Origin of the sequence: Flavobacterium frigidum (assembly GCF_048286735.1) — a bacterium.
In the GTDB taxonomy this organism is placed as follows: domain Bacteria; phylum Bacteroidota; class Bacteroidia; order Flavobacteriales; family Flavobacteriaceae; genus Flavobacterium.
Genome location: NZ_JBLVPU010000028.1, coordinates 1 through 26,838, shown reverse-complemented (window position 1 = coordinate 26,838; position 26,838 = coordinate 1). Strand labels below are relative to the sequence as shown.

Here is a 26,838-nt window from a genome sequence, read left to right as displayed (position 1 = left end):
ATAAAAAAGACCCTTTCGGGTCTTTTTTAATTTTAAAATATTTTTGAAACTTTATCAATGGCCTGAATCGTAAAATCAAGGTCTTCGTAGGTTAATGCATCGGTGATAAACCACGTTTCATAAGCTGAGGGAGCAATATAAATCCCTTCATTCAACAAGCCATGGAAAAATTTCTTGAATGTTTCGTTATCACCCTTTGCTGCAGTTTGAAAATCAACCACTGGAGCAGCATCAAAATGTATTGAAATCATAGATCCAATTGTATTTATGGTAAAAGCAACACCGTTTGCTGTAAGTACTTTATCAATTCCTGCAGCCAAATATGCTGTTTTCTCTGCTAAGCGGGTGAAAATTTCACGGTTTGCATTTAACGCTTGCAACATGGCTAATCCTGCGGCCATGGCCAAAGGGTTTCCTGATAATGTCCCTGCTTGGTAAACAGGACCTAGTGGAGCTAAATAATCCATTATTTCAGCACGTGCAGCAAAAGCGCCAACAGGTAATCCTCCGCCTATTACTTTTCCAAAGCAAACAATATCTGAAGTAACGTTTAGCAATTCCTGAACACCACCCGCTGAAAGTCTAAATCCAGTCATTACCTCATCAAAAATCAACAGTATGCCATTATCAGTACACATTTGGCGTAAGCCTTCTAAAAATCCATTATTTGGCGGAATACAGCCCATATTCCCTGCTACCGGTTCTACAATAATAGCCGCTATTTCATCTTTATTGGCTTGAATCAATGTTGCTACACTTTCTAGATCATTGTAACGAGCCAATAACGTATCCTTTGCAGTTCCTGCTGTAACTCCGGGACTATTTGGTGAACCAAATGTAATCGCTCCACTTCCCGCTTGAATTAAAAAAGAGTCGGAATGACCATGATAACAGCCAGCAAATTTTATTATTTTATCTCTTTTTGTATATCCACGAGCTAGTCTTATGGCGCTCATACAAGCCTCAGTACCCGAGTTTACAAATCGAATTTTATCGATTCCTGGGACCATGGCAACCGCTAAAGCTGCAATTTGCGTTTCTAATTCTGTTGGCATTCCAAACGAGGTACCTAACTTCGCTTTCTCTATCACGGCTTGTACTACCGGTTCATACGCGTGTCCTAAAATCATTGGTCCCCAAGAATTGATATAATCTATCAAACGGTTTCCATCTTCATCATATAAATAAGCGCCTTTCGCACTTTTTACAAAAATTGGGGTTCCTCCTACTGCTCTAAAAGCTCGAACAGGAGAATTGACGCCTCCAGGTATTACTTTTTCTGCTTCAGCAAAAAGCTGACTACTTCTTTGATATAACATGTAACGAAATATATTTTTGTGTTATTTACTTAATTCACGACTAATCTTTGTCCGATGGAAAGGGTATTATCAGGTAGATTATTTTTTTGTTTTAAAACCTCAACTTTTAAATCGAATTTTTTTGAAATAGAATAAAGGGTATCTCCTTTTTGAACCACATAGGACAACAAATCGGTTGCTGCTATTTCCCTTGATTCGACTGTTAAATCTTCTACCATTTCTTTTTCTTTTGCCACATAATTATCATCCAAAACCTGCTTGTCATATTGATTTAATTTGTAACGTTCAATGTAAGAAATCAGTTTGTCTGGATATCTAGGATCTGTAGCATAACCTGCAGTTCGCAGCCCTTTGGCCCAAGCCTTGTAATCGCCTTTTGAAAAATCAAACAATTTAGAATATCTAGGGCGTCCAGTCAAAAACAGGGCGTGATCTTTAAATGATTCTGATGGATTGTTGTATTTTCTAAAACACTCTTGATCAGAGTCATCATCGTGTTTAACGCTTTCTCCTTTCCAACTTTCATGACATTTGATTCCAAAGTGATTGTTTGCACTTACAGCTAGATCTCCTCTTCCAGCACCAGATTCTAAAATCCCTTGAGCCAAAATAATACTGGCCGGAATTCCATAATTTCTCATGTTTGCCATTGCAATTTCTTTAAATTTGAAAATGTAAGAAACAATCACATCATTTGTAACTACTGTCTTAGAAGTGGATACAATTACTTCTGTTTCTCTAGTATTGGCATCCTTTTTCACGGGTTTTACAACAGTTGTAATTTCTTTAGTAATACTTGGCTCTGAAGGTTTTTTTATTGCACGAGCTACCTCAGATTTAGGTTTTAAAGGAGGCTTCTTTGTAACTATAACTGGCTTTGTAGCATTGCAAGCTATCAAAGTAAGTAGTACAAAAATTAGTAGGATTTTTTTAACCATTATTATTGATTGTTGGTAAATGTTTGTTTTTTAATTTCATATTCATTCCTTGAATCCCTTGAAGTCCACCAGTGTGAATTAGTAAAATTTTTGAACCAGCACGGAAATAGTTTTTCTGAATCAAATCTAAAACGCCAAAAACCATCTTACCCGTGTAAATGGGGTCCAAAGGAATTTTATTTTCAGCATAAAACTGATTAATAAACTCTATTAATACTGGGTTAACTTTCGCGTACCCTCCAAAATGATACTCGTTCATCAACTCCCAATTGTCATTGTGGACAAAATTACGAATTTCATCTTTCAAAAAATCACCTTTTAAAGCCGGAAATCCTAAAACTTTTTGGTGCGGTAAAACACTATTGATAATTCCAGAAATCGTTCCGCCAGTTCCTATGGAGCAACAAATATAATCAAATTCAGCATCTTCAGGAGTTAGAATTTCCTGGCAACCCATTATCGCTAGCGCATTTGTTCCGCCTTCAGGTATTAGATAAAAAGCACCAAATTGTTGTTTTAAGTTTTCGAAAAAAGACGTTTCGTTTTTTGACCGATATTCTTCTCTTGAAATAAATTCAAATTGCATGCCACAGTTTTGAGCAAATAACAAGGTCGGATTTTCTGTTATTTTATCTTGGAGCTCTTCGCCACGAATGATACCGATTGTTTTAAATCCATTTTCTTTGCCAGCATAAGCTACTGCTGCAATATGATTTGAAAAAGCGCCTCCAAAAGTAAGCAGCGTTTCATATTTTTCCTTTTTAGCTTCGAGCAAATTATACTTCAGCTTTCTAAATTTATTTCCGGAAACAAAAGGGTGAATCAAATCTTCCCGTTTAATGGCTACTGAAATAGAGTTTAGAAACGAAACTGTTAAGTGTTGATTCAAGCTAAATGATTTTGGCACAAAGGTAAAATTATATATACCAAAAATGCAACCTAAAAAGATTGCATTTCGGTTAATTCGTGTCTTTCTTTCTATTCTATAATTATTTTATGACCCACTTCAATTTTATCTTTAGTTGCTATTTTAACAATGTAAATACCCGTGCTAAGTCCCGAGGTAGGAAAACTGTATGTGGCATTGGCTCCTAAATCTTTTTTACTAAAAATTAATTTTCCTGCCACATCATAAAGGTTACATGCTGCTAACTCTGTTAATAATGGATTACTAATCATTAAATTCTTTGCCTTGTTATCTTGATAGACTACAAAGCTCTCACGCGTTGTTTCGTCTACACCTAGCGTAACATTGTTTTTAAAAGTTATTTCGAAACGGGTGTTGTTTACTCCCCCAGGTAATGTTAAATCGTAAAAACTATTTTTAATATCATGGTATTTGTCTGTTGTTTTATCGTGTAAATAAACCGCGTTTGTACCTGTAAAATTTACTATTCCTTTGACCGTAATCTTAAAATTTGCTGTATCCGTATTTTTAAATCCGATTGGAATTTTTTTGTCCATATCAAAATTTACTGCATTGATAAGATACTCATCGTCGTTGATAACAAAATACACATCAGCTGGCATTTCATCACTCGAGGACAATGCATCCATGGCTCGATCCACACCATCTGTAGCTTCAGGAATAAATGCTAAGACCATTTGGCGAACTCCTTGATTATTCAGCAATGTATTAAATCGTATTTGTGGCGTAGGTGCTGTACTAACCGTTTTATAATCAAATCCAGATACCGATTTAATGCTAGAAAGGTAATCCTCAGTTGTTTTTGGTTTACTAGAATTGGAGGTTCTTTCAAATTGAGAATTGTTGGCTAATCCCTCTTTTACAAAAACTCTGTAACTATTTTTCATTTGTACAGTACCGTTTACTAATCCATCAATTATAAAACCCTGCCCAATTGGAGAAAAACGTCTTTCAAAAGGGTTTCCTGTACCGGTCGCCGAACCTTCATTACCAGAACCATCATAGGAATAGAAGGTTGCTGGAACATAAATACCCGTCCCACCTCTTTCAACTGGTGAAAAAATACCATAACCGCCTTTATAATCCGCAATAAAATGTGAATTTACTGTTTTGTCTTGTTCCCAGAAATAGGCAATTCCAGTACAGTTGGTTTGTTCAATTAAAAAAGCTGATAAATCGATTGCAGATGGATAAGGGTTTCCTGTCAAGGTAAATTGCAGATTTAAAACAGTAATTGGAATGGTCCCATCATTAGGTTTTCCTCTAAAATCATAGCGCTGTTTACTCCCTGGATTATTTTGAACCCCATTTACAGTAGTTGTGTTTACTCCTGAAGTTCCTTTCATCGTAAATCCTTCACCTGCATTTATAGCTGAAGATGATCCAACTTGTGCCCAATTGGTATAACCTGATGAAGCCACAAGCTTATTTATCCAAAAAGGAGCAATTGCAAACGGACTTGCTGTCCCATTATAGTTGTTCATTGCCAATATAGCTGGATTATTACTCGTTGTTAAGTCCACTATATCTTTGAGTTGAGTTATCCCAAAAGGAGAATTTCCTGCTGTGGCAACATTTCCACCTACAGGAGAACACCAGTAATTGTATTGAAAATTATTAGTAGAACCTTCTTGAAAAACCGATAGATTACCTACTCCACTATTTGTACTCGCAGTTGTAGCGCCTTGCAATAGCTGCGCATCTTTCCTTAAGTAGAAATTACTACTTGAAGCATTTAGCTCTAATTGTTGCTTCACAAAAACAACCTCATTGCTTGCAAAAACATAACTGTTAGGACTTACGTACATTTGTGCATTCGCAATTTGATGCAGTAATAATACACTGCTGATAAACAGCATTCTTTTGAGTAATTTTAGGTACATAGACTGGTATTTTAAATTAATTACTTAGAAATAAATAATATTCTAATTCTCATATTGAAATAGTATTAATGTTTAAAAATCCACTAAACCTCTAATGAGTTTTGAAACAGCTAAATAGCAAATGGATTTCTAAATAAGACCTAATTCAAATTGTTCTAATAAAATTACAAAAAAAAGAACATACAAAATTGATTAAACACCGTTAAAAAGTGCAAAAAATCGATGAAATACATATATTTTAATTTTAAGAATATAATTTCTTACAATTATATTTAAATAATGAAGACGCCTTTATGGAAGGCTTATATTTTAAAAAAACTAAAAGTTAAGGCTAAAATAAAAGTAGAAAAATTCAAAAAATAACTAAAAAAAACATTTTTGAAAGCGTGTTTTTAAATGTATTTCAGGCTCAAAAGAATACTTTGCGCTGCTAATGCCGCAATTATTAAAAAAAATTACAAAACCGATAAAAAGGTCTGTTACGTAGATATAACAAATTTGATTCCTCTGAATAGGCCTCTCTTTCAAAACTAATGTTTCTATAGGCCAGATTTGCATTCCTATATTGAAGCAACCGAACAAAATATTCTGATAAGTACCAGATAAAAAAAGGAATAATTAAAAGTTCAACTTGCTGCCGTATGTGAATTTTTTCATGATTGATAAAAATACTATCATTCAAATCTTCCCGATATTTCACCAGAACAAATGGGTAAATTGTTAACCCACGAAATCCTTTCGGTATTAAATATTTAGCAACAATCAGAAACATTCGCATTAAAATTATAAATTTGTGATACTATTTCGATTCTATTTAGAAATAAACACGATAGTTTGACTGCCTTATTTACTTAACCAAAGGCAATCTCTGACACAGCAACACCACCGTATATGATGCACCAAAGTAATGAAAATAAAATGACTGAGGGCGAAGATTTCTATTTTACACCCGAAGGATATAAATGCTTTACCGCAAAATACCATTTAAAACGAGGTCATTGCTGCAAAAGCGGCTGTCGCCATTGTCCGTATGGTTTTGATAAAAAAACAGGAACTAATAAAAAGTAAGCATTGTTCAGTATTCTTTTTCAGTATCATTAATTGGATAAATGCAGATTTACAACAACACAATACACTTTTAAAAATGACTTTTCAAGAGCAAATACAACAAGGAATTCCGTCGGTTTTACCAAAACAAAAACCCTACGAAACAGATATAAATCACGCACCAAAACGCAAAGAAATCCTTTCGTCTGAAGAAAAAAAACTGGCACTACGCAATGCCTTACGGTATTTTGAACCGCAACATCACGCTGAATTAATCCAAGAATTTTCAGAAGAACTGGAAACCTACGGACGCATTTACATGTACCGTTTGCGTCCTGATTATGAAATGCGTGCGCGTCCAATTAATGAATATCCCGGAAAATCTGAACAGGCCAAAGCCATTATGCTGATGATTCAAAACAACTTGGATTACGCCGTGGCACAACATCCGCATGAATTGATTACATATGGAGGCAATGGCGCTGTGTTCCAAAACTGGGCGCAGTATCTATTGACCATGCAATACCTATCTGAAATGACCGAGGAACAAACCTTGACGATGTATTCTGGTCACCCAATGGGACTTTTTCCTTCTCATAAAGAAGCGCCACGAGTGGTAGTTACTAACGGAATGGTAATCCCGAATTACTCTAAACCAAATGATTGGGAGAAAATGAATGCTTTGGGTGTTTCTCAATACGGACAAATGACGGCAGGAAGTTACATGTACATAGGACCGCAAGGAATTGTGCACGGAACTACCATAACCGTTTTAAATGGTTTTCGTAAAATAAAACGCAGTCCAAAGGGAGGCCTATTCGTTACCTCTGGGTTAGGAGGAATGTCTGGAGCACAACCAAAAGCAGGAAATATTGCAGGCTGCATCACGGTTTGTGCCGAAGTAAATCCAAAAATTACACACATTCGTCACAGTCAAGGCTGGATCAACGAGGTGATAGAAAATGTGGATGAATTAGTAAAAAGAGTTGCTTTGGCGCAAGCCAATAATGAAATTGTTTCTATAGGATATCTAGGAAATGTAGTTGACGTTTGGGAAAAATTTGATCAAGAAAACATCCACATCGATTTAGGCTCTGATCAGACTTCGCTACACAATCCTTGGGCGGGCGGTTATTATCCTGCTGATATTTCCTTTGAAGAAGCGAATAGTATGATGGCTGAAAAACCTGAATTATTCAAAATAAAAGTTCAAGAAACATTACGCCGTCATACTACAGCAATTAATAAACATACCGCCAAAGGAACGTATTTCTTCGATTACGGAAATGCTTTCTTGCTAGAAGCTTCTCGATCAGGTGCTGATATTATGGCTGAAAATCACATCGATTTCAGGTATCCAAGTTATGTACAGGACATTATGGGACCCATGTGTTTTGATTACGGTTTTGGCCCTTTCCGATGGGTTTGTGCTTCGGGAAAACCAGAAGATTTAGCCAAAACAGATGTAATTGCTTGCCAAGTTCTCGAAGAAATGGCAAAAACTGCTCCAGAAGAAATTCAGCAACAAATGCAAGATAATATTCAATGGATCAAGGGTGCACAGGAAAATAAATTAGTAGTAGGTTCACAAGCCCGAATCCTTTATGCGGATGCGGAAGGACGTGTAAAAATTGCCGAAGCTTTTAATCAGGCTATTGCCAAAGGTGAAATAGGTACTGTCATTTTAGGTAGAGATCATCATGATGTTTCTGGGACTGATTCGCCGTACAGAGAAACGTCAAATATTTATGATGGCTCCCGTTTTACCGCTGACATGGCCATTCAAAACGTAATAGGAGATAGTTTTCGTGGCGCCACTTGGGTATCTATTCACAACGGTGGAGGTGTAGGTTGGGGCGAGGTAATTAACGGTGGTTTTGGCATGGTTCTTGATGGTTCAAATGAGGCTTCAAAACGCTTAGCATCAATGCTTTTCTGGGATGTAAACAATGGGATTTCAAGACGAAGCTGGGCAAGAAATGAAGGTGCCATTTTTGCAATAAAAAGAGCAATGGAAACGCAACCTTTATTAAAAGTAACCATCCCTAATCTAGTTGCAGATGATTTATTAGAATTCTAAAACTGAAAAAACACAGTTAATTACTTAATACTATACATTATGAAAACTATCAAACTACTCACCGCAGTATTACTGCTTGTATTCGCCTCCTGCGCTTCTGTTCGGGTATATTCTGATTTTGACAACAAAGTAGATTTTACTCCTTATAAAACCTACGCTTTTCACAAAAACGGAATCGACAAAGCCGAAATATCACAATTAGACAAAAAAAGAATATTGAACGCAATAGATCGTGAACTAAGCAATAAAGGCATGACCAAAAGCGAAAATCCTGACTTATTGATCAATATTTTCACTAAAGAACGAGAAAAAATAGATGTCAATCAATTCAATATGGGTTGGGGATACGGCTGGGGCTGGGGTTGGAATCCTTTCTTGTGGGGTGGACAAAACACTTTTGCTACTTCCTCTACTGAAGGCACCTTGTTTATTGATTTAATTGATGCCAAGAAAAAAGAACTGGTTTGGCAAGGCGAAGGTATCGGTTATCTTAACCAAAATCGGGGAGATAAAGAAAAACGAATCAATGAATTTGTTGCAGCGATTTTAAAACAATATCCACCGCAAGTAAAATAGTTTCTCTTAAGATTCAAACAGAAAAGCCTACCTTTGCGTAGGTTTTTTTACACCCAATTATGACTGCAAAAAACGATATTGCTTCACTCGAAGACATCAAATTATTAGTGAATACTTTTTACTCTCAAGTGCAAAAAGACGACTTCATTGGTCCTATTTTTAATGAAAAAATAGGCAATGGTTGGCCAGAACATCTTGAAAAAATGTATCGTTTTTGGCAAACCATCTTGCTAGAAGTACATACGTATTCTGGAAGTCCTTTTCCGCCTCACAAACAATTGCCCGTTGCCAAAGAACATTTTGATCGCTGGATGGAACTATTTACTCAAACTACCGATAGTTTATTTACTGGTGCGCTAGCTGATGAAGCTAAATTTCGTGCAAAGAACATGGCAGAAATGTTTAATTACAAAATTGAATATTTTCGAAACGAAGAGAAAAATCAAAAGAATCATTCCTAAAATTTATCTGAAGTATCAATCTGACTTTTTTTTAATTGTAAACCTATTTCTATGCGTAAATTAGCGTTTCTTTTGGTTTTTTCCTTTTTTATTTTCTCATGTTCAAATTTAAAAAACAGTACTGAAAACAGGTCGATTCCCAGTTTAAAACTAATGAGCGTTATCGAAATTCCCTTCAATAAAACATTTCAAAATACAAAAGTAGGCGGATTATCTGGTATCGATTATGATGAGAAAAATGATTTGTATTATCTCATTTGCGACGATCGATCTGTGTATAATAATTCCAGGTTTTACACCGCTAAAATTCCGCTACTTGAAAATAAAATACAAAGTGTCGATTTTGAAAGTGTTACTACTTTAAAAAATGAAAGTAGAACTGCTTTTGGCAATTGGAATTCCAGTCCTAGCACCTCAGCAGATCCCGAAGACATTCGATTCAACCCAAAAACAAATACATTGATTTGGAGTAGCGAAGGCGCTCGTGTTGTTACTGGTGAAAAGCAAATCTTGCAAAACCCTTCCTTGAATATCATGGATTTAAAAGGAAATTTTCTAAACACTTTCACCTTACCAGAAAATTTAAAAATGCAAGAGGTAGAAAAAGGGCCAAGAAACAATGGAACTTTAGAAGGAATTGCATTTGATTCGAAATTCAAAACGATATACGCGCATACTGAAGAACCGTTATTTGAAGATGGTGATCAAGCTACTACCGGCAAAGGAGGTTTAATCAGACTCTATGAATTTGATGTCAAAACCAAAAAGAACACTGCACAATTTGGCTATAAGTTAGAGCCTATTGCTCTTGAACCCAATCCGAAAGGTAGCTTCGCTGTCAATGGTGTTTCGGCGATTCAGTATTATGGTGAAAATCAGTTATTGGTAGTAGAACGATCCTACTCTACCGGAACACAAGCTTGCACAGTAAAAGTGTTTTTATGCGATTTGAATAAAGCAACCAATGTTACGGATTATCCCTCCTTACAGAACCAAAAATTCAATTTAGCTTCAAAAAAACTAATTCTGAATATGGATGATTTGGGAATTTTTATTGATAATGTTGAGGGAATTACTTTTGGTCCAAAACTGGCTAATGGCAATCAATCTCTGGTTTTAGTAACCGATAATAATTTTTCTGACAAACAAAAAACACAGGTTTTGGTGTTTGAAGTGGTGAAGTAGTAAAATACAACTTTAAAATAAATACGTAAAAAACCTTAATAGTAACGTTACGATTTTTTAATATTTTTTTAGTTTATCAGGATTTTGTTTTCCGTTAAAAATATCCAAAATTAATACTTTATTTATTGTTCGCTCATATATGATTTCGTAAGTCCAAATACTTATATGGCAGAATTTCTCTTTATTGATAATGGGTCAATTGCATAATCATAGCGCTCATCCTGCAACGACTCTGCTAAATCAATTATCTTATTCAACACTTTCTCTGCATTTTGTGGACTATCCTCAAAAATATAATTATAAATTTCAGAAAGCGATTTTTTAGCTTCCAGAGACCAAACTACAATCACTTCTTTCGAGATAAAACATGACTTCTAACTTGTTCCGAAGTATAGGTTTCAGCTCCATCTGCAACAGATTGACTAATAGATTCTATGTGCTCTATGTACTGGGATTTAGTGAAAGACTTACCTTCAAAAGTATTTGCAACAACAGAATTTCCGTTTAAAACAGATTCTATTTGCTCTAATAGCTTCTGATCTTGAACATCTATTAATTTAGCGATTATCTGGTTTTTATATGCCTCAATATTCATTTTATTTTTATTTAATATAGTAAAGGTACGAATTTTATAACGCACCGTATAGCTGACGATATCGTGCATTTGTAACCCTTAGAAAAACCTAATAAAATTTGAATGGTACTATTTCATGAACCCGAACTCCCTAGCCCCGAGTGAAATGAAAAGCTTTTTGCGAAAGCCGTTTTTGTTTTTCTTGTTTATAAAAAGCGACCGGAGGAAGCTCTTTTATGAACTTTGGAAAAACTAACGGGTTTGCAAAAACTTGCAATGAAAAGCGGGAAATAGCTCCTGAAATTCGTACTTTTGCAACTGAACTACAACGTTTTCGATATGAACTCAACAATAGAAAGCAATCTGTTATTAGAACGATTGCCTCAACACTTACGACAATTTATTAAGCCTCAGGATTATAGCGATTACACGCCTATAAACCAAGCAGTATGGCGTTATGTGATGCGCAAAAATGTAGATTATTTATCGAAAGTGGCGCATAGTTCGTACTTGGAAGGTTTGAAGAAAACAGGAATTGAAGTAGATAACATTCCGAGTATGTACGGAATGAATCGGATTTTAACCGAAATTGGTTGGGCTGCCGTTGCGGTAGACGGTTTTATTCCGCCTAATGCGTTTATGGAGTTTCAAGCGTATAATGTGCTTGTTATTGCATCGGATATCCGCCAACTAGAACATATAGAATACACACCTGCACCAGATATTATTCACGAAGGTGCTGGACATGCACCCATTATTGCGAATCCTGAATATGCAGAATACTTACGCCGTTTTGGAGAGATAGGCTGCAAAGCAATCTCTTCGCACAAAGACTACGAAATGTATGAGGCTATCCGATTGCTTTCGATTGTGAAAGAGGCCGAGGATACGCCACAAGCTACGATTGATGCCGCTGAAAAAGCAGTAGAGCATTTGCAGCATAATATGGGAGAACTGTCTGAGATGGCCCAAATACGCAACCTTCACTGGTGGACGGTGGAATACGGATTGATTGGAACGGTAGAAAATCCAAAGATTTATGGTGCTGGATTGCTGTCATCTATAGGCGAGAGTGCGCACTGCATGACTCCTGAGGTTACTAAAATTCCTTATGATATTTCGGCTGCTACACAAAATTTTGATATTACTAAACTCCAACCGCAGTTGTATGTTACGCCTACATTTGCGTATTTGAATTTGGTTTTAGAGGAATTTGCGAATAAAATGGCGTTGCGCACCGGTGGTTTATCTGGAATTAATAAATTGATAGACTCGAATGCTTTGGGAACAATTGAATTGAGTACCGGTTTACAAATTTCGGGGATTTTCAGCTCGGTTATTGAGTATGAAGGCAAACCAATTTACATACAAACAACTGGAAAAACAGCGTTAGCTTACCGAGAAAAAGAACTAGTAGGACATGGAACTTCGACACACCCAGAAGGTTTTGGAAGCCCGATAGGAAAATTAGAAGGAATCAATCTTGCTATTGAAGACATGAGTCCAAAAGATCTAAATGCGTACGATATCTTAGAATCTAAAACAGTGAAGCTGGAGTTTGAAGGCGGTATTATTGTTGAAGGTGAGATTGTTACAGGTTCTAGAAACTTACAAGGAGAAATCACGCTGATTCGCTTTAAAAATTGTATTGTGACTCACGGCAAAACCGTTTTATTTCAACCAGAATGGGGCGTTTATGATATGGCTGTAGGAAAGAAAGTGACTTCTGCTTTCTCAGGTCCAGCCGATGTAAATAGCTTTGACTTGATTTCACATCTTCCGTCTAGCAAAACGATTAAAGCCAAACATTCTGCGGAACGTGATGATCTTGAAATTTTATACCAAACGGTTCGAAACATAAGAGTAACCAATGATACGCAAACGTCATTAGCTCCAATTTTTGAAAAATTAGTTACCAATCATCCAAAGGATTGGTTGTTGGCCATTGAGATTACTGAGCTTTTGAAAAACCGAAACAAACCTCAATTATTTCAGGAAATAATGGTTTATCTGGATCAATTAAAACAAAAAAGACCCAAAGTGGCACATTTAATTTCAGGTGGTTTAGACTTGATTTTTGATAAAGAGAAAGCTTAAAAAAAGAATCGCAAATTCACAAACTTTAGACAACTCTAATAATTTGTGAATTTGCGGTTCCTTTTTTAATTATAATTTTATTTGCTTTCCAAAATCCTTTTCGCTTTCTATTACTTTTCCTTCGTATTTTAGAGTCCAACCCAACTGACTCGTTGTGATTAATAGTTTAGATAACTCGCTAATCAATCTATTTTGAGCATTCGTTTTTAAGGACGATTTTTCAATTTTCTTAGCCAGATTTGCTTTTACCGATTTATTAATTTTGTTGTAATCGTCTCCCGTAAATGGATTCAACTTGCTTTGCTCTACATCATAAAACTGAATATCCGGGCTGATTTTAATTTCTTCTTTAGGAATGCTTACAATCGTAATAGTCTTGTTGACCTCATCAATGTCGTATTTCATTTTGTGCAAATCATACGCAACTGTTACATCCGCATTGACAATTACCAACGCTTTTTTCTCAAAAGAAAGCATATCCATCAAGTATTTTTGCTGATTTTTATAGGTAATAACCTCAGAAAAATGCCCTTCAGTTACAACCAATTTCCCTACGTTGAGGATTTGTTGTTGAATTAAATTCGTATTGTAGGTGATGTCTTGATCCTCATTTTTTTTAAAATCGCAATATTTAAACAATAAAAATATTCCAACTATAACTCCTACCACTATAAGTATTCTTTTAAGCATAACTAAAATTTCATGAATGAATATTGATTCTCCAATGTAGTGATTTTTTCTCTGACTTTGGACTCAAACTTTAAATGACTTTCAGAATTTGGGTTAAAAGGCTTGTGTGACAGGCTTTTTTGAATACTTTCTACTTCTTCCATCACAGCAAAAGCAGCTTCAGAAATAGTAGTTTCTACGAAACGTTTCCAGATATAATCGATTGCCACTTGATTGGGATGCAACATATCTTCGGCATAAAAGCGGTAATCCCGTAATTCATCCATCATGATTTCGTAGCTGGGAAAGTAATTTATTTTCGAAAGTCGAAAGTCAAATGTCTTATGAAGCGCACTAATTATATTGGCTTTGCTCCATTGGTTTTCAACAAAACCATCTTTGATGTGTCGCACCGGCGAAACCGTAATAAAAATAGTACCATTTGGATTTACAGAATGAATTAATTTGATTGTATTTGCAATACTCTTTTCTATTTCTTCAACAGAAAGTAATTCCTTCTTAAATTGTTTTTGTGGCACTTTATGGCAATTCGCCACAATGGCATCCCTTTCTAAATTCCGATATACCCATGAAGTTCCATACGTGATGATACTATGTGTTGATTCTGTTAATTGCTGATTTGTTGATTCGAGTATGGAGTTTAATGATTTTAATAATCCCTCTTTACTTGAATTACTCAAATCAGAATGCACATCAAAACAATGCCAGCGTTCATTAAAGAAGAAAACATCCTCCTCGGTGAATAATGTTCCATTTACGGCTTTGTGGATAATTTTTTCAATAGAAACTGGATTGAAAATGATTCCGAACGGATTTATGAAATTTTGGAATTTATAATAGTGGAATTTATCTCCCATATTTTCAGCAAAACAGGAGCCTAATGAAACTATTTTGGAATTATAGTCCAAAGTGGAACTACTTTTAGGAATTGGAATTTGAGTTCTAAAATGCATCGCCGTTTTATTTAATGCAAATTTCAATTATTTTGAACAATAAAATTGAATTTAAATCTTTTTTCATAAATACAAAAAACCCTTTCATCGTTTGGCACCAATGAAAGGGTTTTGATAACATTTTTTTTAATAGAAATATTCTGTTTTTAGATATCCCGTTTTCCCATTTGATAACACAGCTGTTTCTGAAATTTTTTCTAAAGGATATCCTGCAACATCATATTTAAAAAAAGTAATGTGCATTTTAGCAGAAGAAGTAATTTGATCATTCGGATAAATAGTGCTATCCTCTACAATACTCATTAAACTATTATTGACAGACATTAAATCATCGCAGGTTAAAAGCTTTTCAAAACCAAAAATATCCAACATTGGATTGATTTTTTGATCGTATTTAAAAGTCCTATTGTTTTTCACAATTAATCCTTCTTTAACATTGTCAAAAATTCGTTTGTCATACATTAAATTACCATTTTCGATAGATAAAATACCATGATATTCTTTACGTATTTGATTGTTTGTAGTACTTAAAAATCGTTCATAAGCAATCGTTTTATCTGGATTATGAATGTATTTGATAATATACTTCCCCTCAGATTCAACTTGAACTAAATTACCTAGATCGTATGAATATTCAATTATCTCTTTAATCTTATTTTTCTTATTCAGCAATACAATCTTGGAGATGAGACCGTCAGTATATGTAAAAGCTGTACGACTATTAGCACTGTTAATTGAAGTTATTTTGTTTCCATCGTATGCAAACAAAGTTGTTTCTGAAAGACCATCTTCTGTAGTTTCCACCATCTTCTGTAGCATTTTTTGACTACTAACATTTTCATTAGAACATGAATAGAATGCTATTATAAAAAGTGATAGCATCCAAAATATATTTTTTGATTTTTTCATCTTACATAAAATAAAGTCATTCTGCTAGCACACCATCACATCCAGCAACGAATTTAAAATTATAGATTTAAAGTAAATACCGCAATAATTATCGGTACAAGCCCAATATTATCGATAAACTACTATCGATAAACACTTGCATAACAACTACATACAATCAACCCTGTAATTACCTGTAATAAAAAACCCTTTTAGAATTTAAGTTCTAAAAGGGTTTCAATGATAAAAAATATAAATCCTACTTTACAAAATCAATTGCTTTCTCTAAAGCTTGAGGAATACCCGAAATATTCTTCCCTCCTGCTGTTGCAAAAAACGGTTGTCCACCGCCACCACCTTGTATAAATTTACCCAATTCACGTACTACTTGTCCAGCATTAAGGTTTTTCTCTGCCACTAACTCCTTAGAAACATAACACGTTAACATTGGTTTTTCTCCCGAAGCTTCGGGATTCACTGTTGCCAAAACCAGAAATAAGTTATTCCCTAAATTTCCTAATTCATACGCCAAATCTTTGGCTCCTTCCGGACTCAAATCGACTTGTTTTGCTAAAAATTGTATGCCGTTTATTACCTGAATTTCAGCAATTAAACTCGCTCTCAAATTTTTGACTTTATCTTTTACTAAGGCTTCTATTTGTTTCGCTAATTTGGCATTTTCTTCTTGCATCGAATGAACGGCTTTCAGAATATCCTGAGGATTTTTCAAGGCTGTTTTTACTTCATTCAATGTATTTTCATACGCTGCAAAATGTGCTTTTACCGCATCACTTGTAATGGCTTCAATACGACGAATTCCTGCAGCAACTGCTCCTTCAGAAACGATTTTGAAATGCCAGATTTCAGCCGTGTTTTTTACATGGATTCCACCACAAAGTTCCATGCTTTCGCCAAATTTAATCGCACGCACCGTATCTCCATATTTCTCTCCAAACAAAGCCATTGCGCCTTCCTCTAATGCTTGCTGAATAGGAATACTTCTTCTTTCTATAAGTGGTAATTGCTCCTGGATTCTTGCATTTACAAAATCTTCTACTTGTTGCAATTCGGTTTCTGTCATTTTAGCAAAATGCGAAAAGTCAAAACGCAAATAGTTTGGGTTTACCAAAGATCCTTTTTGTTCTACGTGAGTTCCCAAAATACTTCTCAAGGCTTGATGCATCAAGTGCGTAGCCGAGTGATTTCTAGAAGACAAGCTTCTCAGATCCTGATTTACTTTAGCAACAAAACCAGCGTTTATATTCTCCGGCAATTGTTTTGCAAAATGCAAAATCAGGTTATTTTCTTTTTTTGTGTCGATGATTTCGATCGTTTCATTGGCAGAAACCAAGGTTCCTTTATCACCAACCTGTCCTCCACCTTCTGGATAAAATGGGGTGTTATCTAAAACGATTTGGTACAAAACTCCATCTTTTTTACTATCCACTTTTCGAATACGAGTGATTTTCACTTCGTTTTCTGTTTGATCGTAACCTACAAATGTTTCTACATTTCCTGGAATCAACACAGACCAGTCTTCGGTAGAAACTTCAGATGCGGCGCGAGAACGATTTTTTTGTTCTTGCATTGCAATGGTAAAACCAGCTTCGTCCAGTTCCAACCCTTTTTCTCGAAGAATTAATGCAGTCAAGTCAATTGGAAAACCGAAAGTATCATACAATTCAAATGCTTTTGCTCCTGCTACAGTTGTTCCTTTTTCATCTTCAATAACTTTATCCAGCAATTGCAATCCTTGATCTAAAGTCCTCAAGAAAGAAGCTTCTTCTTCACGAATTACATTTGTAACTAATTGTTGTTGCGATTTAATTTCTGGGAAAAATTCTCCCATTTGATTCGCCAAAACGCCAACTAATTGATTAACGAAAGGTTCTTTGGTGTTCAAAAACGTAAATCCGTAACGAATTGCACGACGTAAAATTCTACGAATTACATAACCTGCACCAGTGTTTGACGGCAATTGCCCATCAGCAATAGCAAAAGCTACGGCACGAACGTGATCGACCACTACACGAATAGCGATATTAGTTTTATTTTGCTCTTCAGATTCTTCACTAGCGTTCAGAATGACATCATTGGTAGTGTATTTTAATCCCGTAATTTGTTCTACTTTTTCAATAAGTGGTGTAAAAACATCCGTATCATAATTAGATGTTTTTCCTTGTAATGCCATACACAAACGTTCAAATCCCATTCCGGTATCTACGTGTTTTGCAGGTAATTTTTCCAGAGAACCATCGGCTTTACGGTTGAATTCCATAAATACATTGTTCCAAATCTCTACTACTTGAGGATGGTCATTGTTTACTAAACTCTTTCCTGAAACTAAAGCTTTCTCCTCTGCTGAACGAATGTCAACGTGAATTTCTGAACACGGTCCACAAGGTCCTTGATCGCCCATTTCCCAGAAGTTATCTTTCTTGTTTCCAAGAATAATACGGTCTTCGTCAATTAATTCCTTCCAAATATCCCAAGCTTCCTGATCGAATGGTACGTTCTCGGCGGGATTTCCTTCAAATACAGAAACGTACAAGTTTTCTTTTGGAATTTTGTAGACTTCTGTCAAAAGTTCCCAAGCCCAGTTGATGGCTTCTTTTTTGAAATAATCACCAAAAGACCAGTTGCCTAGCATTTCGAACATCGTGTGGTGATAAGTATCAAAACCTACATCTTCTAGGTCGTTATGTTTTCCTGAAACACGAAGACATTTTTGCGTATCGGCGATTCTATTGCTTTTTGGCGTTCCGTTTCCCAAAAAATATTCTTTGAACTGAGCCATTCCTGAATTGTTGAACATTAAGGTTGGATCATCTTTTAGAACAATAGGAGCCGAAGGAACGATTACGTGTCCTTTTGATGCGAAAAATTCCAGAAATTGCTTGCGTACTTCTTGTGATGTCATTGGTTTAATTTAAATATTTAAAGATTCCAAAATTTAAAGATTGTTTAGGATTGAAATTTTTCAATCTTTAAATCCTCAAATCTTTTATTTTTTGCCCCAGATAAAAGTGGAAAGCTTTGAAGTTTTGAAATCTATTTTTTCTTGAGTGGGCAGAGCGACCGCAGGAAGCTCCTGCAGACTCAATAGAAAAAAAGATTTCAAGACGAGAACTTGCAACGAATAGCTGGAATAGGCACATTAATTTATTTATTCCTAAAAAAAAGGTGGAGCGAATGAAACATTTCTTAAATTTGTTCGTCTAACCTCTTACAGTGTGCAAAAATAGGGTATTTTAAAATATGTCGAAAGTAAAATATTATTACGATTCTGAAAATCTAGCGTACAGAAAAATAAAAACACGAAAAAGAAGAAAATTGGGTGTTATTGTTCTTTTTTTATTGGCAGCAGTATTGTTTGGTTTTTTGAGTTTTATAATTTTATTGAATACTCCTTATTTTGAAACGCCAAAAGATCGATTGCAAGCACGCGAAATTGAAAATTTGAGATTGAATTATGCGTTACTGAACAAAAAAATGGATCAGATTACCGGTGTTATTGAGGCAATTGAAGATCGAGACAATAATTTGTATCGAGTTTATTTCAATAAAGCTGCTATTCCAGATTCACTTCGGGAGGCAGGATTTCAGGAAAAAAACAGGTATAAGGTACTAGAAGGATATAATAATTCGCAGTTGGTCATTAATACCACAAAAAGGATAGACGTTTTGAGTAAGGAATTAGCCATACAATCCAAATCATTAGATGTTATTTTGAAATTGGCAGAGGCAAAAAATGATTTTTTATCAGCTATTCCCGCTATTCAGCCCGTTCGAAATGAAAATTTAAAACAAATGGCTTCAGGTTTTGGATACCGAACCGATCCTTTTACCAAAGCCAGAAAAATGCATGAAGGAATGGATTTTACGGCCAAAACGGGTACTCCTATTTATGCAACTGGAGACGGAGTTGTAGCAAAAGCAGATAATACAGCCTCTGGATATGGAAATCATATTGTGATTCGGCACGGATTTGGATACGAAACTTTATACGCACATTTAAGCAAATATAAAGCTCGTGCAGGACAACGGGTAAAACGAGGAGACGTTATTGGATATGTAGGAAGTACGGGGCGCTCTGAAGCACCTCACTTGCATTACGAGGTGTTGAAGGATAAAAAAGTGGTGAATCCGCTTAATTTTTATTACGGGAATATTTCAGCAGTAGAATATGTGGTTATTGCACAATTAGCCAATCAAGAGAACCAATCGCTTGATTAATACTATAAAATGGTGATGAAGTGCAGAAGTAAAAAGTTTACAGGTAGCAGCATTAAAAGTCAAATAAAGAAACATGCACATTGAACTTTCTAAAGATAAAAGGTATTACAGCATTGGCGAAGTAGCTAAAGCGTTTGATGTAAATGCGTCATTGATTCGTTTTTGGGATAATGAATTTGATATTTTAAAACCCAAAAAGAATGCAAAAGGCAATCGAATGTTTACGCCAGAGGACATTACCAACTTACAATTGATTTATCACCTGGTAAAAGAAAGAGGATTTACGTTGGAAGGTGCCAAAACCCATTTGAAAGAAGGACAAAAGAAAACCTTGGATAAGTTTGAAATTATTCGTAAATTAGAAACAATACGCACACAATTAACAAATATTAAAAATGAGCTTTAAATTGTTTAACACAACCCGCTCAAAAACAATAAATAAAAACTAAATAATAAACATTAAATTAAGTAAACATGAAAAGATTTTTGCCTTGGATTATAGTAGGAGGATTAGTTGTAGTTGCCATAATGTACTACATCAATGTAACTAATGGAGCTGTTGTAGTAGATCAAGCAGTTAAAAAAGAATGGGGTAACGTTGAAACTTCGTACCAAAGACGAAATGATTTAATTGGTAACTTGGTAAACACGGTAAAAGGAGCTGCTGATTTTGAAAAAGAAACCTTAACAGCGGTTATTGAAGCACGTGCAAAAGCTACTTCTGTGACAATTGACCCAGCAAACGTGAGCCCAGAACAATTAGCAGCTTTTAATTCAGCTCAAAGCGGAGTAAGCAGTTCATTATCGAGGTTGTTAGTTTCTGTAGAACGATACCCAGAACTAAAAGCAAATTCTAACTTCATGAAATTGCAAGACGAATTGGCTAGTACAGAAAATCAAATCTTAACAGCTAGAACTCGTTTTAACGAATCAGTAGAAGTGTACAACAATTATGTTTTGAAAAATCCTAGAAAATTATTTTTATCCGACTATAAAGAAAAAGCTGCTTTTAAAGCTGTTGTGGGTGCTGAAAAACCAGTTGAAGTAAAATTCTAAATCCTCCCCAACCCATTCGAAAGAGGGGGTGAAAAAGGAATTAAAAATAAATTTAAAACAAATTCTCACAAATTTTAATCTGTGGGAATTTGTTAAATCTGTGTTCAAAAAATAGAAGGATGTCAAAAGTAGAAGATTTTTTAACCAAAGAAGATGAGCAAGAAATTGTTGAAGCTATTCGTATGGCTGAAAAAAACACTTCTGGCGAGATTAGAGTTCATATAGAAAAAACAACTTCCTTGGATGCGTATGATCGTGCCATGGAAGTTTTTCATGAATTAAAAATGGATGAAACTGAGCTTAAAAATGGTGTTTTAATATACTTAGCGGTAGAAGACCGTAATTTTGTCATTTGCGGAGACCAAGGAATTAATGACGTTGTACCAAATGATTTTTGGAATTGTACGCGCGACGTCATGGTAGCAGAGTTCAAAAAAGGAGATTTCAAACAAGGACTTATTGATGGAATTACCAGAGCCGGAGAGCAATTGCAGCACTATTTCCCTTGGCAAGAAGGCGACACAAATGAATTATCAAACGAAATATCTAGAGGATAATGCTATTACAAAAAAAGAGTACCCTAATTTCCCTAAAGCTATTTGTTTGTTTTTTTGTCACACAAATTGGCTTTGCGCAATTTACCATTCCTGAAAAACCAACTTTACAGACTTCGGTTTATGATTATGCAAATGTGCTTAGCGCAACAGAAAAAGCACAATTAGAAGAAAAACTGATCAAGTATTCTGATTCTACTACTACTCAAATCGTTGTCATTACCATTGAAAGTCTTCAGAACGAAGATGTCAGTCAACTTGCGACAAAATGGGGCCAAACATGGGGCATTGGAGGCACTCAGAAAGACGATAATGGTGTTATTATTTTATTGGCCAAAGCCGAAAAAAAAATAGCTATTAATCCTGGTTATGGATTAGAAGATCGACTAACCGCTGGAATTGGTGGAGAAATAATTCGGAATATTATTGTCCCTGAATTTAAAGCTGGCAGTTATTACAACGGTTTAGACAGAGGTACAGATGCTTTGTTTGATGTTTTTAAAGGAAAATATAAAGGCGAGCGTGTTAAAAAATCAAAAAATAAAGGATTCCCAATCTTACCTTTAGTCGTAATTGTAATTATCATAATCGCACTGATATCGAGAAATAAAGGTGGTGGTGGAAATTCTGGAAACAGAGGTGGTGGCATAGGCCCAAGTTTACTGGATGTCATTATTTTAAGCAGCCTCGGCAGAAACAGCGGCGGAGGTGGTTTCGGTGGTGGTTCCTCTGGTGGTGGATTTGGCGGAGGCGGTTTTGGCGGTGGATTTGGCGGCGGAGGCTTTTCTGGCGGTGGATCTAGCGGTGGCTGGTAATAACTTGATTTTATAAAACATTAATACCCTATCAAAACGATAGGGTATTTTTTTTATATTTGATGCAAATAAAAACCAATGAAGTTTTATTATCTTTTTCTGCTCCTTATTTTTAAAACGCTACCCACAAATGCACAAACTAGTACAAACGTTGACCACCAAAACATACTTTGGACTCGATACTACAATCAATTATCCTTTAATGAAAAATGGGCGTTGCATACTGAAATTGACAATAGAGTATTTTTGAAACCCATACAAGAAAATGTATTTGTTGCCCGCATACAGGGCCGTTACAAGATAAATGAGCATTTAGAAGCTGGAGTGGGCTTTGCCTATTTCTCTGTGGACACCCAAATACCAGAGGTAAATCCAAATTTTAATATTCCTGAATACCGAGGACAACAAGATCTTACTTGGAAAAAAACTGTTGGGAAATTTGGAATTAATCAACGTCTTCAAGTAGAAGAACGATTTATTCACAATGCTAATAAAGAAATGCTACTTCCGGGAACCATTTTTTCATGGCGTTTCAGGTACCGACTGCAAGGAGATTATACGTTTTGGAAAAAAGAAAATCAAGCTATAAAAGCTGTAGTGTCCGATGAAATTATGTTTAATGTTAGTAGCAATAAAATAAAAAACACCTTTGATCAAAACCGAATTTATACTGCACTGCACTTTAGTATAAATTCAAATATAGCGTTTGAACTAGGCTATCTCAATAGTTTTCAGAGACGGGCCAGCGGCGTTGATTTCTTTAATCGTGATATAGTCCGATTGAGTGTTTTTCATAAGATTAAGCTAAACAAAAAAGTCTAATCCAAAAAAAATCCCGAATTTCTTCGGGACAATAGTTCTGCGGCGTGGCGAATTAGCGGCTTCGTGGAATGATTATTTTCTTACTAAAATAGATTTTCTAGCTGAAAATCGAACGTGTTACTTATTGATTTGTATCTATTAAAGTAAACCGTTGGTAGCCGAAGTTTTTATATACAAAAATGTTTAAAGGCATAAAAATAAATTAGTGCAACCAAAATGGAGCTTAAATTTCCAATAAGAAAGTAATCATTTTTAATCTCTTTATGTTCAGAAATTCTAGTTCCTAATTTCAAGGTACCAAATACTATCAAAATTGGAGGAAAATTTGAAATTAAAAATACTGAAATAATAAATCTTTCCATGATTCCTTTGAAAGTTGAAATATTCAAGTAAAGAAATTTCTTATCGTTATTATTATTTTCATTTTTTATCTCTTTTTCTTGTGCAATTACGCTCTTCTCAAAGTATTTCCTGAGATATGCAAACCAAGTAAAATTGAATAAAAATTCTCCAATGATAAATATTATTACAAAGACTAAAATTTTACTTAGGAAGATCATGCTCGTATAGATAAGTTAAATTATTGATTATTCGTTTTACAGTTTCAAATTCCTCTATATTGAGACTTTTTCGTCTACGCCATGCAGTTGATCGATTGATTCGTAGTTTATCAGCAATAACTTTGTAGTCATCATGCATGATAAAATTGCTAGCTATTTTATAATCATTTACTTTCCAAGAGTCAATATAATATTGAAATATCTTAAACGTATCATTTAACATTTTTTCAATTCTCAAATCCTCTTTTTTAAATTTTATTAGAAATCGACTTTCTGAGTTTTTCAAATCGGTTAACGCTTTTCTTGCATCAGTTAAGCCTTCTCCTAACATTTCATAAGCTATTTCTCGATTTATTTCAGTTTCTATTTTTCCAAAATTTAAAACATAACGAAGTTTGAAAGTTAATTCTTTTGCGAGAATGAATTCTTCTATTTCAATAATAATATTTACAGCATTTTGGACATTATCGATGATTGCTTGAAACTCGTCACCTAATGTAATCGTTAGTGGAGAAATTATATTTTTTTGCCAATTATCGTTAATATATTTGACCGTTTTTTTAAACTCCAACATCAATTCATTAGCATCTTTTTCTCCACTTTCAAGAATATCTGCCATTAAAATTACATAGTACATTGTTGCGTGTTTTATGCAAAATTACATAAATTGCACGAATTACGCAACAATGTGTTTATTGTTTAAATTCCGCAACATTTTCAAGCCAGCAACCATTTTTCGTATGAGTTAGGCTACCTCAACAGCTATCAAAGACGACCTAGCGGTGTTGACTTTTTTGATCGTGATATTATTCGATTGAGTGTATTTCATCGTTTGAATTGGAAAAATAAATCCTAAAAAAAGTCCCGAATTTCTTCGGGATTATCTTTCGTTCTGGCACTACAGCGGGTTTGGGATTAAATCAAGACCTATTTTAGGATTTGCCAAATCATCCCAAATACAAAACTAATTTCAAATTAAGCCTAAAACCCAAATTACTTGTCGCGTGTGTTAGCTAATGGCTTTTTTGTTAACTTCAATTATTTTTTCAAATTCAGAGTATCTTTTCATAGCAGTTTCTTTATTCAAATGACCAGGAAAACTATGTAATATTTTTTCATATTCTATTTTCCCTAAAACTTTACAAATATAAGCTTCGTGAACAAAATTTAAATAATAAATAATACTACTTAAAGATTCGTGAAATGTTTTGAAATCTATATCTGCATTTATAAAAGTTTCAACATCGTGATAATTTGCCTTTATTCTCAATCGATACATTATGTTCAAAATTGTCGTTTCGGGAATTGTTTGATAGATTAAATTCCAATGATTTTTTGAAAATGATTTTCTGAATTCACCTTTTGCATTAAGAAACTTTTTGTCTTTATTGTTTTTTAATTTCTCTCTTTTATTTTCGGCTATTTTTTTTCGTGTAGATTTGAGAAACAATGCAATTTGTAATTGAGCTTCATCTAATGATTGAATTCTCGTTAAACCACAACAATCTTTTGGAAAACCGTTAAATGTTTCAATTCCGACATATTCATATTGTTCGTGTAACCCTTTACTAAAAAAACTTATCGCTTCTGGATAATGTCCGTCTTTTATAGAGTTTCCAAATATTTTTATTGATTTTTCGTGTTGTTCATTTGCTAATCCTTGAGTTTCGTGAAATGCAGTTAATGAAAGATAAATTGAATAATAAGCTTGTGGAAAGTTCCAATGCAAAGCAAACTTATAAAATTCTTCATTATTCGCCAAAGTTGTTAATGTAAAAGCATATTCTGTGCTCCACGAATTCCACAATAATTTTCTAATGGTATCCAAATCAAAATTTTCATTCCTCAATTTTAAACCATTAAAAAAAGCATTTTTTTTCAAATCAAAACGTTCTGTATTGCATTCAATATGATATGATACAGCAAAAAAATGATTAAAAAAAACTTGAGAAGGAATAGCTTTTTTTCTTTTTTCTTCTGCTTCTTTAAGTTTTTCGAATACGGTCATTTTATAAATTTCGGTTTTGATTTCTCTTCAGTTTGTTAAGCTATCACCTAATAAATACTTGCCATGAAACAAATCCAATCTATCCTAATACAGATAGCTTCATGCCAATACAATAGCTCTAATTTTTACGAATATAACTACAATAATTATAGTAAAATAAAAAATCTACAAACGGTTAATAAATCTGTTAATTGGTTCAAATACAAACAAAAAAAGCCCAAAAATAAAATCTTAGGCTTTAAGCATCTGTGATAACAAAAAAACCACTTCTTTACAAAGTGGTTTTCTATTCTTATTTCTCTCTAATATAAATATTTAATACTAAAAATCAATTACTTAACATATAAAAGTACAAATAAGGTACAGATATTTACAGATATTTCATTTTTACAATGTTTTAACTTATTTAACAACTTTAAACAGGAGCGTGAACAACTCCCGTTTTTTTATGCTCATTTTTGAAATAAAAAAACCGCTCACTTTTGAACGGTTTTAATTGGTTTATTTTAATTGTGGAATCATTTTAATTTATTGATCAAAATTATATTCATCTCATTTGTACATCCCCAAAAAATTTGAAAATTATCATTGGTTCTCCATGCCATTGTGATTACAGAATTTTCAAGAAATAAAGAAATACTTAAATTGTGAAAATCTCTCAATCCATCGATATTCTTATCAATTAGTGATTTATCAACTTCTGCTTCCATAATATCTAAATCAAAGTGTGCAAGTACGTTTTTTAATTCGTCATAACTTTGTTTATAACCAACTGGTGTTGGTTTCGTTGCAAATGTTTCTACACCCTTATTTAAAAACCAATTGTTGAAAATGAAAGTAGTACTTTTTAATCCCTTGTTATAAGAACTTATTTGTGCATTTATTGTTGAGCAAAATAAAATGAAGATAAATATTAACGTGTTTTTCATTCTGTTAGTTTTTTATATATTACAAAGTACGCTTTTCAAGAACGTAGCTACAATACCCATTTTTAGTGATATTAAAATAAAAAAAAAGGCGTTCCGCTATCGTTCGTATTTTATTTTAACATTATGTCCCGTCCTGAAATAGCGATACACAATAAGTATCCTAATGGAAAAACATGAAGAAACACACTATGTAAAGCGGACTCAAAAAGATTATTCAATGTCTTTTAAATTACAAATTG

The 26,838-nt window shown here is 34.3% G+C and carries 26 protein-coding genes; 12 read left to right on the top strand and 14 right to left on the bottom strand.

What is annotated here, in order from left to right:
* Positions 1-32 precede the first annotated feature (32 nt).
* The 4 genes from hemL to ACNQGO_RS14110 all read right to left on the bottom strand — a co-directional run bounded on the left by hemL (position 33) and on the right by ACNQGO_RS14110 (position 5,068).
* Entirely contained in the window at positions 33-1,319 is a 1,287-nt protein-coding gene (hemL, locus tag ACNQGO_RS14125; protein WP_417985664.1) for a glutamate-1-semialdehyde 2,1-aminomutase, read from the bottom strand.
* Between the two features lie 29 nt (positions 1,320-1,348).
* On the bottom strand, positions 1,349-2,257 hold the full coding sequence (locus tag ACNQGO_RS14120; RefSeq protein ID WP_417946258.1) for a glucosaminidase domain-containing protein: 909 nt from the start codon (positions 2,255-2,257) through the stop codon (positions 1,349-1,351).
* Complete coding sequence (locus ACNQGO_RS14115) at positions 2,250-3,146, bottom strand: 1-aminocyclopropane-1-carboxylate deaminase/D-cysteine desulfhydrase (RefSeq protein WP_417985663.1); 897 nt, start codon at positions 3,144-3,146, stop codon at positions 2,250-2,252. Before ACNQGO_RS14115 ends, ACNQGO_RS14120 begins: the two co-directional genes overlap by 8 nt.
* Before the next feature lie 89 nt (positions 3,147-3,235).
* A complete protein-coding gene (locus ACNQGO_RS14110) occupies positions 3,236-5,068 on the bottom strand; it encodes a T9SS type A sorting domain-containing protein (protein ID WP_417985662.1) in 1,833 nt (610 codons plus the stop codon).
* 891 nt (positions 5,069-5,959) lie between these two features.
* On the opposite strand from ACNQGO_RS14110, the gene ACNQGO_RS14105 reads away from it, so the two are divergent.
* From ACNQGO_RS14105 to ACNQGO_RS14085, 5 genes are all read left to right on the top strand, one after another.
* The gene (locus tag ACNQGO_RS14105) at positions 5,960-6,136 is read left to right on the top strand and encodes a DUF5522 domain-containing protein (RefSeq protein WP_309756217.1); all 177 of its coding nucleotides are present in this window, start codon (positions 5,960-5,962) and stop codon (positions 6,134-6,136) included.
* Positions 6,137-6,212: 76 nt separating this feature from the next.
* Positions 6,213-8,195: a urocanate hydratase gene (locus ACNQGO_RS14100; RefSeq protein ID WP_417985661.1), complete on the top strand. Its 1,983-nt coding sequence runs from the start codon at positions 6,213-6,215 to the stop codon at positions 8,193-8,195.
* 39 nt (positions 8,196-8,234) lie between these two features.
* Positions 8,235-8,771 (top strand): DUF4136 domain-containing protein, encoded by a 537-nt coding sequence (locus ACNQGO_RS14095; protein ID WP_417976839.1) that lies wholly within the window; start codon positions 8,235-8,237, stop codon positions 8,769-8,771.
* 59 nt (positions 8,772-8,830) lie between these two features.
* A complete protein-coding gene (locus ACNQGO_RS14090) occupies positions 8,831-9,232 on the top strand; it encodes a group III truncated hemoglobin (RefSeq protein ID WP_417985660.1) in 402 nt (133 codons plus the stop codon).
* Positions 9,233-9,385: 153 nt separating this feature from the next.
* Entirely contained in the window at positions 9,386-10,417 is a 1,032-nt protein-coding gene (locus ACNQGO_RS14085; protein ID WP_417985659.1) for an esterase-like activity of phytase family protein, read from the top strand.
* Positions 10,418-10,578: 161 nt separating this feature from the next.
* Here ACNQGO_RS14085 and ACNQGO_RS14080 read toward each other — a convergent pair whose 3' ends face one another.
* A complete protein-coding gene (locus tag ACNQGO_RS14080) occupies positions 10,579-10,767 on the bottom strand; it encodes a type II toxin-antitoxin system RelE/ParE family toxin (protein ID WP_417985658.1) in 189 nt (62 codons plus the stop codon).
* Entirely contained in the window at positions 10,764-11,081 is a 318-nt protein-coding gene (locus tag ACNQGO_RS14075; protein ID WP_417985657.1) for a hypothetical protein, read from the bottom strand. The genes ACNQGO_RS14080 and ACNQGO_RS14075 overlap by 4 nt, the downstream gene beginning before the upstream one ends.
* 249 nt (positions 11,082-11,330) lie before the next feature.
* On the opposite strand from ACNQGO_RS14075, the gene ACNQGO_RS14070 reads away from it, so the two are divergent.
* Positions 11,331-13,088, top strand: a complete 1,758-nt coding sequence (locus ACNQGO_RS14070; RefSeq protein WP_417985656.1) for an aromatic amino acid hydroxylase — start codon at positions 11,331-11,333, stop codon at positions 13,086-13,088.
* Between the two features lie 69 nt (positions 13,089-13,157).
* On the opposite strand, the gene ACNQGO_RS14065 is transcribed toward ACNQGO_RS14070, so the two are convergent.
* The 4 genes from ACNQGO_RS14065 to alaS all read right to left on the bottom strand — a co-directional run bounded on the left by ACNQGO_RS14065 (position 13,158) and on the right by alaS (position 18,539).
* Positions 13,158-13,778 carry a DUF4230 domain-containing protein gene (locus ACNQGO_RS14065; RefSeq protein ID WP_417985655.1) on the bottom strand — a complete coding sequence of 207 codons (621 nt, stop codon included), beginning with the start codon at positions 13,776-13,778 and terminating at the stop codon, positions 13,158-13,160.
* A 2-nt stretch (positions 13,779-13,780) separates the two neighbouring features.
* Complete coding sequence (locus ACNQGO_RS14060; protein WP_417985672.1) at positions 13,781-14,731, bottom strand: GSCFA domain-containing protein; 951 nt, start codon at positions 14,729-14,731, stop codon at positions 13,781-13,783.
* 126 nt (positions 14,732-14,857) lie between these two features.
* Positions 14,858-15,550 carry a hypothetical protein gene (locus tag ACNQGO_RS14055; RefSeq protein WP_417985654.1) on the bottom strand — a complete coding sequence of 231 codons (693 nt, stop codon included), beginning with the start codon at positions 15,548-15,550 and terminating at the stop codon, positions 14,858-14,860.
* 328 nt (positions 15,551-15,878) lie between these two features.
* The gene (gene alaS / locus ACNQGO_RS14050; RefSeq protein ID WP_417985653.1) at positions 15,879-18,539 is read right to left on the bottom strand and encodes an alanine--tRNA ligase; all 2,661 of its coding nucleotides are present in this window, start codon (positions 18,537-18,539) and stop codon (positions 15,879-15,881) included.
* A 338-nt stretch (positions 18,540-18,877) separates the two neighbouring features.
* On the opposite strand from alaS, the gene ACNQGO_RS14045 reads away from it, so the two are divergent.
* The 6 genes from ACNQGO_RS14045 to ACNQGO_RS14020 all read left to right on the top strand — a co-directional run bounded on the left by ACNQGO_RS14045 (position 18,878) and on the right by ACNQGO_RS14020 (position 23,102).
* Complete coding sequence (locus tag ACNQGO_RS14045) at positions 18,878-19,855, top strand: M23 family metallopeptidase (RefSeq protein WP_417985652.1); 978 nt, start codon at positions 18,878-18,880, stop codon at positions 19,853-19,855.
* A 73-nt stretch (positions 19,856-19,928) separates the two neighbouring features.
* Positions 19,929-20,261 (top strand): MerR family transcriptional regulator, encoded by a 333-nt coding sequence (locus tag ACNQGO_RS14040; protein WP_091165014.1) that lies wholly within the window; start codon positions 19,929-19,931, stop codon positions 20,259-20,261.
* 68 nt (positions 20,262-20,329) lie between these two features.
* Positions 20,330-20,911 carry a LemA family protein gene (locus ACNQGO_RS14035; protein WP_417985651.1) on the top strand — a complete coding sequence of 194 codons (582 nt, stop codon included), beginning with the start codon at positions 20,330-20,332 and terminating at the stop codon, positions 20,909-20,911.
* 119 nt (positions 20,912-21,030) lie between these two features.
* Complete coding sequence (locus ACNQGO_RS14030; protein WP_309756195.1) at positions 21,031-21,468, top strand: TPM domain-containing protein; 438 nt, start codon at positions 21,031-21,033, stop codon at positions 21,466-21,468.
* Positions 21,468-22,280 (top strand): TPM domain-containing protein, encoded by an 813-nt coding sequence (locus ACNQGO_RS14025; protein ID WP_417947704.1) that lies wholly within the window; start codon positions 21,468-21,470, stop codon positions 22,278-22,280. Before ACNQGO_RS14030 ends, ACNQGO_RS14025 begins: the two co-directional genes overlap by 1 nt.
* A 78-nt stretch (positions 22,281-22,358) precedes the next feature.
* Positions 22,359-23,102, top strand: a complete 744-nt coding sequence (locus tag ACNQGO_RS14020; RefSeq protein ID WP_417948200.1) for a DUF2490 domain-containing protein — start codon at positions 22,359-22,361, stop codon at positions 23,100-23,102.
* Between the two features lie 167 nt (positions 23,103-23,269).
* Here ACNQGO_RS14020 and ACNQGO_RS14015 read toward each other — a convergent pair whose 3' ends face one another.
* The 4 genes from ACNQGO_RS14015 to ACNQGO_RS14000 form a co-directional block, all read right to left on the bottom strand.
* The gene (locus ACNQGO_RS14015; RefSeq protein ID WP_417985650.1) at positions 23,270-23,662 is read right to left on the bottom strand and encodes a hypothetical protein; all 393 of its coding nucleotides are present in this window, start codon (positions 23,660-23,662) and stop codon (positions 23,270-23,272) included.
* Entirely contained in the window at positions 23,646-24,299 is a 654-nt protein-coding gene (locus ACNQGO_RS14010; protein WP_417985649.1) for a SatD family protein, read from the bottom strand. Before ACNQGO_RS14010 ends, ACNQGO_RS14015 begins: the two co-directional genes overlap by 17 nt.
* A 372-nt stretch (positions 24,300-24,671) precedes the next feature.
* Complete coding sequence (locus ACNQGO_RS14005; protein ID WP_417985648.1) at positions 24,672-25,670, bottom strand: hypothetical protein; 999 nt, start codon at positions 25,668-25,670, stop codon at positions 24,672-24,674.
* Positions 25,671-26,188: 518 nt separating this feature from the next.
* Complete coding sequence (locus tag ACNQGO_RS14000) at positions 26,189-26,599, bottom strand: hypothetical protein (protein ID WP_144889162.1); 411 nt, start codon at positions 26,597-26,599, stop codon at positions 26,189-26,191.
* Positions 26,600-26,838 lie beyond the last annotated feature (239 nt).

Coding starts and splice junctions, on each gene's coding strand:
- ACNQGO_RS14100 (WP_417985661.1), top strand. CDS start 6,213: ATGACTTTTCAAGAGCAAATACAACAAGGAATTCCGTCGGTTTTACCA.
- ACNQGO_RS14065 (WP_417985655.1), bottom strand. CDS start 13,778: ATGCTTAAAAGAATACTTATAGTGGTAGGAGTTATAGTTGGAATATTT.
- ACNQGO_RS14095 (WP_417976839.1), top strand. CDS start 8,235: ATGAAAACTATCAAACTACTCACCGCAGTATTACTGCTTGTATTCGCC.
- ACNQGO_RS14105 (WP_309756217.1), top strand. CDS start 5,960: ATGATGCACCAAAGTAATGAAAATAAAATGACTGAGGGCGAAGATTTC.
- ACNQGO_RS14045 (WP_417985652.1), top strand. CDS start 18,878: ATGTCGAAAGTAAAATATTATTACGATTCTGAAAATCTAGCGTACAGA.
- ACNQGO_RS14035 (WP_417985651.1), top strand. CDS start 20,330: ATGAAAAGATTTTTGCCTTGGATTATAGTAGGAGGATTAGTTGTAGTT.
- ACNQGO_RS14005 (WP_417985648.1), bottom strand. CDS start 25,670: ATGACCGTATTCGAAAAACTTAAAGAAGCAGAAGAAAAAAGAAAAAAA.
- ACNQGO_RS14015 (WP_417985650.1), bottom strand. CDS start 23,662: ATGATCTTCCTAAGTAAAATTTTAGTCTTTGTAATAATATTTATCATT.
- alaS (WP_417985653.1), bottom strand. CDS start 18,539: ATGACATCACAAGAAGTACGCAAGCAATTTCTGGAATTTTTCGCATCA.
- ACNQGO_RS14120 (WP_417946258.1), bottom strand. CDS start 2,257: ATGGTTAAAAAAATCCTACTAATTTTTGTACTACTTACTTTGATAGCT.
- ACNQGO_RS14085 (WP_417985659.1), top strand. CDS start 9,386: ATGAGCGTTATCGAAATTCCCTTCAATAAAACATTTCAAAATACAAAA.
- hemL (WP_417985664.1), bottom strand. CDS start 1,319: ATGTTATATCAAAGAAGTAGTCAGCTTTTTGCTGAAGCAGAAAAAGTA.
- ACNQGO_RS14090 (WP_417985660.1), top strand. CDS start 8,831: ATGACTGCAAAAAACGATATTGCTTCACTCGAAGACATCAAATTATTA.
- ACNQGO_RS14055 (WP_417985654.1), bottom strand. CDS start 15,550: ATGCTACAGAAGATGGTGGAAACTACAGAAGATGGTCTTTCAGAAACA.
- ACNQGO_RS14020 (WP_417948200.1), top strand. CDS start 22,359: ATGAAGTTTTATTATCTTTTTCTGCTCCTTATTTTTAAAACGCTACCC.
- ACNQGO_RS14110 (WP_417985662.1), bottom strand. CDS start 5,068: ATGTACCTAAAATTACTCAAAAGAATGCTGTTTATCAGCAGTGTATTA.
- ACNQGO_RS14040 (WP_091165014.1), top strand. CDS start 19,929: ATGCACATTGAACTTTCTAAAGATAAAAGGTATTACAGCATTGGCGAA.
- ACNQGO_RS14060 (WP_417985672.1), bottom strand. CDS start 14,731: ATGCATTTTAGAACTCAAATTCCAATTCCTAAAAGTAGTTCCACTTTG.
- ACNQGO_RS14010 (WP_417985649.1), bottom strand. CDS start 24,299: ATGTACTATGTAATTTTAATGGCAGATATTCTTGAAAGTGGAGAAAAA.
- ACNQGO_RS14030 (WP_309756195.1), top strand. CDS start 21,031: ATGTCAAAAGTAGAAGATTTTTTAACCAAAGAAGATGAGCAAGAAATT.
- ACNQGO_RS14070 (WP_417985656.1), top strand. CDS start 11,331: ATGAACTCAACAATAGAAAGCAATCTGTTATTAGAACGATTGCCTCAA.
- ACNQGO_RS14000 (WP_144889162.1), bottom strand. CDS start 26,599: ATGAAAAACACGTTAATATTTATCTTCATTTTATTTTGCTCAACAATA.
- ACNQGO_RS14075 (WP_417985657.1), bottom strand. CDS start 11,081: ATGCACGATATCGTCAGCTATACGGTGCGTTATAAAATTCGTACCTTT.
- ACNQGO_RS14025 (WP_417947704.1), top strand. CDS start 21,468: ATGCTATTACAAAAAAAGAGTACCCTAATTTCCCTAAAGCTATTTGTT.